8 protein-coding genes are annotated in these 6,926 nt (G+C 72.7%); all 8 read left to right on the top strand.

The window, feature by feature from the left end; all coding sequences use genetic code 11:
- Nucleotides 1–48: 48 nt before the first annotated feature.
- The 8 genes from egtD (at nt 49) to AB0B41_RS19935 (ending at nt 6,889) form a co-directional block, all read left to right on the top strand.
- Nucleotides 49–1,032, top strand: a complete 984-nt coding sequence (gene egtD / locus AB0B41_RS19900; protein WP_358205240.1) for an L-histidine N(alpha)-methyltransferase — start codon at nt 49–51, stop codon at nt 1,030–1,032.
- 168 nt (nt 1,033–1,200) lie between these two features.
- Nucleotides 1,201–1,944 (top strand): extracellular solute-binding protein, encoded by a 744-nt coding sequence (locus AB0B41_RS19905; protein ID WP_358205241.1) that lies wholly within the window; start codon nt 1,201–1,203, stop codon nt 1,942–1,944.
- A gap of 76 nt (nt 1,945–2,020) precedes the next feature.
- The gene (locus tag AB0B41_RS19910; protein WP_358205244.1) at nt 2,021–2,341 is read left to right on the top strand and encodes a hypothetical protein; all 321 of its coding nucleotides are present in this window, start codon (nt 2,021–2,023) and stop codon (nt 2,339–2,341) included.
- Between the two features lie 4 nt (nt 2,342–2,345).
- Nucleotides 2,346–2,573, top strand: coding sequence for a hypothetical protein (locus tag AB0B41_RS19915; protein WP_358205246.1), 228 nt, complete (start codon nt 2,346–2,348; stop codon nt 2,571–2,573).
- The gene (locus AB0B41_RS19920; protein ID WP_358205249.1) at nt 2,528–3,232 is read left to right on the top strand and encodes a sugar ABC transporter permease; all 705 of its coding nucleotides are present in this window, start codon (nt 2,528–2,530) and stop codon (nt 3,230–3,232) included. Before AB0B41_RS19915 ends, AB0B41_RS19920 begins: the two co-directional genes overlap by 46 nt.
- Nucleotides 3,229–4,032, top strand: a complete 804-nt coding sequence (locus AB0B41_RS19925; RefSeq protein ID WP_358205251.1) for a carbohydrate ABC transporter permease — start codon at nt 3,229–3,231, stop codon at nt 4,030–4,032. Before AB0B41_RS19920 ends, AB0B41_RS19925 begins: the two co-directional genes overlap by 4 nt.
- Nucleotides 4,033–4,043: 11 nt before the next feature.
- Nucleotides 4,044–5,150, top strand: a complete 1,107-nt coding sequence (locus AB0B41_RS19930; RefSeq protein WP_358205253.1) for an ABC transporter ATP-binding protein — start codon at nt 4,044–4,046, stop codon at nt 5,148–5,150.
- Nucleotides 5,151–5,461: 311 nt separating this feature from the next.
- Nucleotides 5,462–6,889 (top strand): glycogen debranching protein, encoded by a 1,428-nt coding sequence (locus AB0B41_RS19935; RefSeq protein WP_358205255.1) that lies wholly within the window; start codon nt 5,462–5,464, stop codon nt 6,887–6,889.
- The last annotated feature ends 37 nt before the right edge of the window (nt 6,890–6,926 follow it).

Below are 6,926 nucleotides of genomic sequence, written 5' to 3' on the forward strand. Positions count from 1 at the left end.
GCCCCTGCTCGACCGGGCCCGCCCGGACGCACCGCGAGGAGCACGATCATGACCCGGCCGAACCGCCTGACCGAGCTGGACGTCCATCTCACCGCGGCCGACGCCGAGGCCGCGCTCCGGGCCGACGCCCGCGCCGGGCTCACCGCCGACCCCAAGGAGCTCCCGCCCAAGTACTTCTACGACGCCCGCGGCAGCGCGCTCTTCGAGGAGATCACCGAGCTCCCCGAGTACTACCCGACGCGCACCGAGCGTGCCCTGCTCGAGGAGTCGGTCGCGGCGATCGCCGAGGCCTCCGGGGCGGACACGGTCGTCGAGCTCGGGTCGGGCTCGTCGGCCAAGACCCGGCTGCTGCTCGACGCGTTCCGCGCGGCCGGCACCCTGCGCCGGTACGTCCCGCAGGACGTCAGCGAGGCCGCGCTGCGCGGGGCGCTCGACGCGCTGGCCGTCGAGTACCCCGACCTGGTGCTGCACGGCGTGGTCGGCGACTTCACGAAGGACCTCACCGCGCTGCCGACCGGCGGGCGTCGCATGATCGCCTTCCTCGGCGGCACGATCGGCAACCTGCGGCCCGCGGAGCGCACGGCCTTCCTCGCGCACGTCCGCTCGGTGCTCGACCCGGGCGAGCAGCTGCTGCTCGGCACCGGCCTCGTGATCGACGAGCCCACCCTGCTCGCCGCCTACGACGACTCCGCGGGCGTCACGGCGGAGTTCAACCGCAACGTCCTGCACGTGCTCAACCGCGAGCTGCGCGCGGACTTCGTCCCCGAGGCGTTCGCGCACGTCGCGGCCTGGGACGCCGGGAACGAGTGGATCGAGATGCGGCTGCGCGCGGAGAAGGACATGCGGGTGCGGGTGGAGGAGCTGGACCTCGACGTCGACTTCGCCGAGGGCGAGGAGATGCGCACCGAGATCTCGGCCAAGTTCCGGCCCGCCGGCGTGCGGGAGATGCTGGCCGAGGCCGGTTTCGATCTCGGGCGGTGGTGGGCCGACGCCGACCGCCGCTTCGCGCTGTCGCTGGCCACGGCCGTCTGATCGCGTCAGGGAACCATGAAGCGCTCTCGACCCGCTTTCGTACGCATTATGGTTCCCTCACGCGTTCTCGGCGGCCGTGTCGACGCGTCATGGCTCCGTAGTGCGGCTCGCTCTGCGTGATCGGTCCTGTCTGGATAGTGTTCCCCCGCTGACGAGGGGGAGGCCGGCATGCGGGTGTCGCGGCGCGAGGTGCTGCGATTCGGGCTCGGTGCCGCGGCGGCCGGCCTGCTCGGTGGGTGCGCCCTGGACACCACCGGCGCCCCCGGCTCGCAGGGTTCGGACGGGCTGGTCTTCTACTCGACACAGCTGGCGACCACCGAGGAGGCCGAGGCCGTCCGGCGGCAGATCCTCGCCGGGTTCCCGCGGGAGGTGCAGTTCGTCAGCGACAGCTCGGCCACCACGATGTTCGACCGGGTCCGGGCCGACGCCCGCGCCGGCTCCTCGAGCATCGGCCTGCTCGGAGCCCTGCACGGCGAGTTCGCCACGCTGGCGAAGGAGGGCCTGCTCCGGGACATGACGGACGTGGTCGAGCAGTTCGGCGACCGCGGCTTCACCCGCCAGTACCTCGACCTCGCCCGCATCGACGGCCGGTACGCGTTCGTGCCGTGGATCTCGGCGAGCTACATCATGGCCGCTCGCCGCGAGGCGCTGGAGTTCCTGCCCGCCGGCGCCGACCTGCAGGTGCTCACCTACAGCCAGCTGCTGGACTGGACGCGCGCGATCCAGCAGGCCACCGGTTCGCCGCGGTTCGGGCTGCCCGCCGGCGAGAACGGTCTGCTCAAGCGGTTCCTGCAGGGCTACGCCTACCCGAGCTTCACCGGCGGGGTGAACACCACCTTCGCGAGCGCCGAGGCCGTCGCCATGTGGGAGTGGCTCGCGCGGTCTGGGGCACCGCGAACCCGCAGTCCGTGACCTACGGCTTCATGCAGGAACCGCTGCTCTCCGGCACCTCACCGATCCCGCGCGGGTCTCCACCACGCTGCGGACCGTGGCGTGGTTCCCGCCGCAGGACCTGGCGACGATCCCGGGCGGGCTGCCGCCGGGCGTCGGACAGGAGGCGGAGACCCTGCAGCGGATGGTCGGCACCCCCGGGGCGGTGGCGTCCTCGCTCGCGGTCGGGCTCGGCGGGCAGAGCGGGACCTACGACAAGGTGTTCACGGACGCGTTCCGCTCGATCGGGCTCGACGGCGGCGACGTCCGGGGCGCGCTCGCCACCCAGGCCGCCGCGCTGCAGGGCGTGCTCGACACCGCGAAGGCCGCGTGCTGGGCGCCCGACCCGGTCGGCGAGGGGGTGTGTCGCGTTGGCTGAGGCGGTGACCGAGGCACCGGTCCTGGCGGCGGACCGCCGCGGCGGGCTGCAGCGCCGGCTGCCGTACCTGCTGCTCGCCCCGAGCGTCGCCTACCTGCTGATCTTCTTCGCGTCCCCGATGATCCAGGCGTTCGGGCTCGCGTTCACCAGCACGACGGGGGAGGGGGGCTCGGGTCGATCCGGGCGATGCTCGGCGACGACCGCTTCTGGCCCGCCGTGTGGACCACCGTGATCCTGCTCGTGGTGCTGCTGCCGCTGCAGTTCGCGCTGGCCATGGCGATGTCGATGGTGATCACCTCGCGGCTGCGGGCCTCGGGCTTCTGGCTCTACGTGTTCCTGCTGCCGCTCGGCGTCAGCGAGCTCGGGGCCGGCATCCTCTGGTACTCGATCTTCGTCGAGCAGGGCTGGCTCAACACCGTGCTGCAGTCCGTCGGGCTGATCGACCGGCCCGTGATCTGGCTGGACTACCGCGAGCCGTGGCGGGTGATCGGCACGATCGTGGTCGCCGAGGCGTGGCGCTCCACCTCGCTGATCGTGATCATCCTGGTCGGCGGGCTGCGCGCCATCCCGCGGGACTACCTGGAGGCCGCCGACGTCTTCCACGCCGGGCCCTGGCAGCGCATGCGGCACGTGGTGCTGCCGATGATGCGCCCGACCATCCGGACGGCACTCATCGTGCGGACGGTGCTGGCGTTCGAGGTGTTCGCCACCGTGATCGCGCTGGGCGGCACGGGCACGGACGTCCTCGCCACCCAGGCCAACCGCGCCTACACCGAGTACCAGGACGCGCACCTCGCCTCGGCGTACGGCCTGGTCATCCTGCTCGTCTCGCTGGTGGCCGTCGGGATCGTCCTGGTCGCGCTACCCACCCGGAAGGAGCGCGGCGAGTGACGGCGCGGCGCGTCGTCGGCTACGGCGGGGCGGTCCTGCTCGCGGGCTGGATCCTCGTGCCGATCTGGTTCGTGGTCGTCGGGGCGTTCAACACGGCCGACGCCGTCTACGGCTACCCGCTCGCCGCCTGGCCGGACTGGTCACTGGAGTCGATGCGGTTCTTCGTGACCTCGGCGGGCGTGCCGCAGGCGCTGCTGTCCAGCGTGATCGTCGCGGTGCTCACCGGCGTGGTCACCCTGCTCCTCGCCGCCCCCGCCGGCTACGCGCTGGCCCGGTTCGTCTTCCCCGGGGCGGACGCCTACCGGCTGGCCGTGCTGTCCACCCGCGCCTTTCCGGTGGTCGTCCTGTCCATCCCGCTGGCCGTGTTCTTCCTGCAGTGGGGGATCTACGACAGCGTCTGGGGCGTCGCGCTGATGCACACGGCGCTGGCGCTGCCCTTCGTGGTGCTGATGGTGAGCGCGGTGTTCGCCGGGGTGCCCGTGGACCTGGAGGAGGCCGCCCAGGTCTTCGGCTGCAGCCGGTTCGGCGCCTTCCGGCGGGCCGTGGTGCCCAACGCCGCGCCCGGGCTGGCCGCGGCCGCGACCTTCGCCGTGCTGCTCAGCTACAACGAGGTCTTCGCCGCCTCCATCCTCACCCTCCAGCAGCCCACACTGCCGGTCTTCGTGCTCACCGGCCTGACCCAGGCGCCGCTGCCCTTCCGCTACGCCGGCGCGCTGTTCCTGCTGGCCCCGGCCTTCCTGTTCATCGTGCTGATCCGGCGCCGGCTGCTCGGTGTCGGCGGCGACCCGACGCTGCGGTAGAGGAGCATCCGTTGTCCGACATCCGGCTCACCGGGATCACGAAGCGGTACACGCGGCATGCCGCCCCCGCCGTCGACGACGTCTCCGTGACCGTCCGGGACGGCGAGTTCTTCGTGCTCCTCGGCCCGTCCGGCTGCGGCAAGACGACCCTGCTCCGCACGATCGCCGGCCTCGAGCAGGCCGACGCCGGCACCGTCCACCTGGGCGACCGGGACGTCACCGCGCTGCCGCCGCGGCGCCGCGACATCGCCATGGTCTTCCAGGGCTACGCCGTGTTCCCGCACCTCACCGTGGCCGAGAACATCGGCTTCGGGCTCGCCATGCGCACGGCGCCGGCACAGGAGATCGCCGAGGCCGTGGAGTACGCCGCGGGCCTCGTCCGGCTCGACGACGTCCTCGACCGCTACCCGTCCGCCCTGTCCGGCGGGCAGCGTCAGCGGGTCGCCGTGGCGCGGGCCGTCGCCGTCCGGCCGAGCGTGCTGCTGATGGACGAGCCGCTGTCGAACCTCGACGCCCTGCTCCGGCTGAGCTTCCGCTCCGACCTCAAGGCGCTGGCCAAGGAGCTGAACACCACGATCGTCTACGTCACCCACGACCAGGTCGAGGCGCTCTCGCTGGGCGACCGGGTCGCGGTGATGCGTGCCGGCGAGATCGTGCAGTGCGGCACGCCGATGGAGGTCTACGACCGGCCGGCGACCCGCTTCGTCGGCGGCTTCCTCGGGACCCCGCCCATGAACCTGCTCCCGGTGCGCCGCGCGGAGGGCGGGGGGACCGCGGCCGGCGAGCCCTTCGCCGTGCCCGAGGAGATCGCCGGCCACGTCGGCGACGAGGTGTGGGCCGGGATCCGGGCCGAGAACATCGAGGCCTCCACGACCGAGGTCCCCGGGGCGCTGCCCGCCCGCGTCCGGCTCGTCGAGCCGCTCGGGTCGCAGCTGCTCGTGTCCGTGACGGTGGGGGAGGAGAGCGTGAAGCTTCTCACGCCGACCGATTTCCCGGCCGGCGACGACACCCGGCTGTGGCTGCGCGTGCCCCCCCGAGCGGGTGCGCTGGTTCGACCCGGCGAGCGAGCGCGCCCTCGACGGGACGACCGCGCCGGCGCCGACGTGAGCAGCGGCTGAGCGCCTTTCCGCCCGGTGTCCACACCGGATTGTGCGGGAGCGGGCGTAACGCGCCCGAATCGTGATCCGAATACGGGGGAAACGAGCGTCCCTTCCGGCGTGGACCGATCCCCGCCGCTGGTCCACGCATCGTGACGCCGTCCTGCTCGTTGACCACCCGGACCGGTGACCCGGACGGCGTAACGCCTCTGCGGCGACCCCGATGAAGCGAGCGGCGAGGTATTGAGCGGTCCGATACCCGTTGTTACTCTGAAGTTAAGTACCGCTGATACCGATCAGGCGTGCGAATACGCCGGAAGGAAGCACATCCCGTGAGCACGGAGTCCGACACCGGCAATCATCCGACCGCTCCCGCCACCGCTCCCCCCGCTTCCGGGATGTCGAGCGCGGCGGTCCACGCCGCCTACGGCACCGCCCTCACCGAGGTCGGGCTCGGTGCCCACGCCGCCGAGGTGCTGCGGACGAACGACATGGGCGGGTGGACCAAGGCGGCTCCGCTGCTCTACCCGCACCAGTGGAGCTGGGACAGCGCGTTCGTGTCGATCGGCTGGGCCCAGGTCGACGTGCGCCGGGCGATGACCGAGCAGGAGCGGCTGTTCGAGGCGCAGTGGCGCAACGGGATGGTGCCGCAGATCGTCTTCAACCCGCTCGCCGGGCCGGAGTCGTACTTCCCGGACCCCGCGCGCTGGGCCGTCGAGGTGTCGCCGGAGGCGCCGGTGGGCGTCGCCGAGACCAGCGGCATCTGCCAGCCGCCGGTGCACGCGATCGCGGTGGCCCGGATCTGGGAGGTCGCGCTCGGGACCGAGGCCGAGGAGGACGTCCGGAACCGGCTGCGGGCGCTGTTCCCGACGCTGCTCGCCTGGCACCGGTACCTGGCCGAGAACCGCGACCCGTCGGCGTCGGGCCTGGTCACGACCTACCACCCGTGGGAGGGCATCGACAACTCCCCGCGCTGGGACGGCGTGCTGGGCCGGCTCGAGGTCGGCGAGGTCCCGGCCTACACCCGCCGGGACGTCCAGCACGTCGCCGACGCCGGGCAGCGGCCGACCGACGCGCACTACGACCGCTTCCTCTGGCTGCTCGAACTGCTCAAGCGGTACCGCTACGACGACGCCGTGATCCACGAGCGCTACCCGTTCCTGGTCAAGGACGTCTTCTTCACCTCGGTGCTGCTCATGGCGAACCGGGCGCTGCTGGAGATCGCGGACGTCGTGGGGGCCACCCAGACCCAGCGCGCCAGGATCCAGGGCTGGATCGACCGGGCCCGCGCCGGCGTGGCGGCGGCGACCGACCCCGCGAGCGGGATGGCCTACGACGTCGACCTCGGGACGGAGGCGCCGATCGAGGTCGCGACCTTCGCCGGCATGTCCCCGCTGCTCGACGCCGGTGCCCCGACCGCGCGGCGCGCCCGGGCCCGGGCGCTGTTCGACTCCGAGGACTTCGCCGGCCACCCGGACCTGCGCTGGGCGATGCTGCCGAGCACCAGCCCCTGCGAGGAGTGCTTCGACCCGCGCAACTACTGGCGCGGCCCGGTCTGGCCGATCGTCAACTGGCTGTACTGGAAGGGCCTGCGCGACGGGGGCGACACCGCCCGCGCCGCCGCCCTGCGTGAGGCCTCGCTCGAGTCCCTGCGCCACGTCGGCTTCGCGGAGTACTTCGACCCGATGACCGGCGAGGCCCTCGGCTCGGCCATGCAGTCCTGGACCGCGGCCGTCGCCCTGGACTGGCTGGCCTCCTGACCCCGTGAGTGCCGACTGCCCCTAGAGGGGCAGTCGG

It is taken from the genome of Pseudonocardia sp. NPDC049154, from assembly GCF_040648315.1.
Taxonomy (GTDB): domain Bacteria; phylum Actinomycetota; class Actinomycetes; order Mycobacteriales; family Pseudonocardiaceae; genus Pseudonocardia.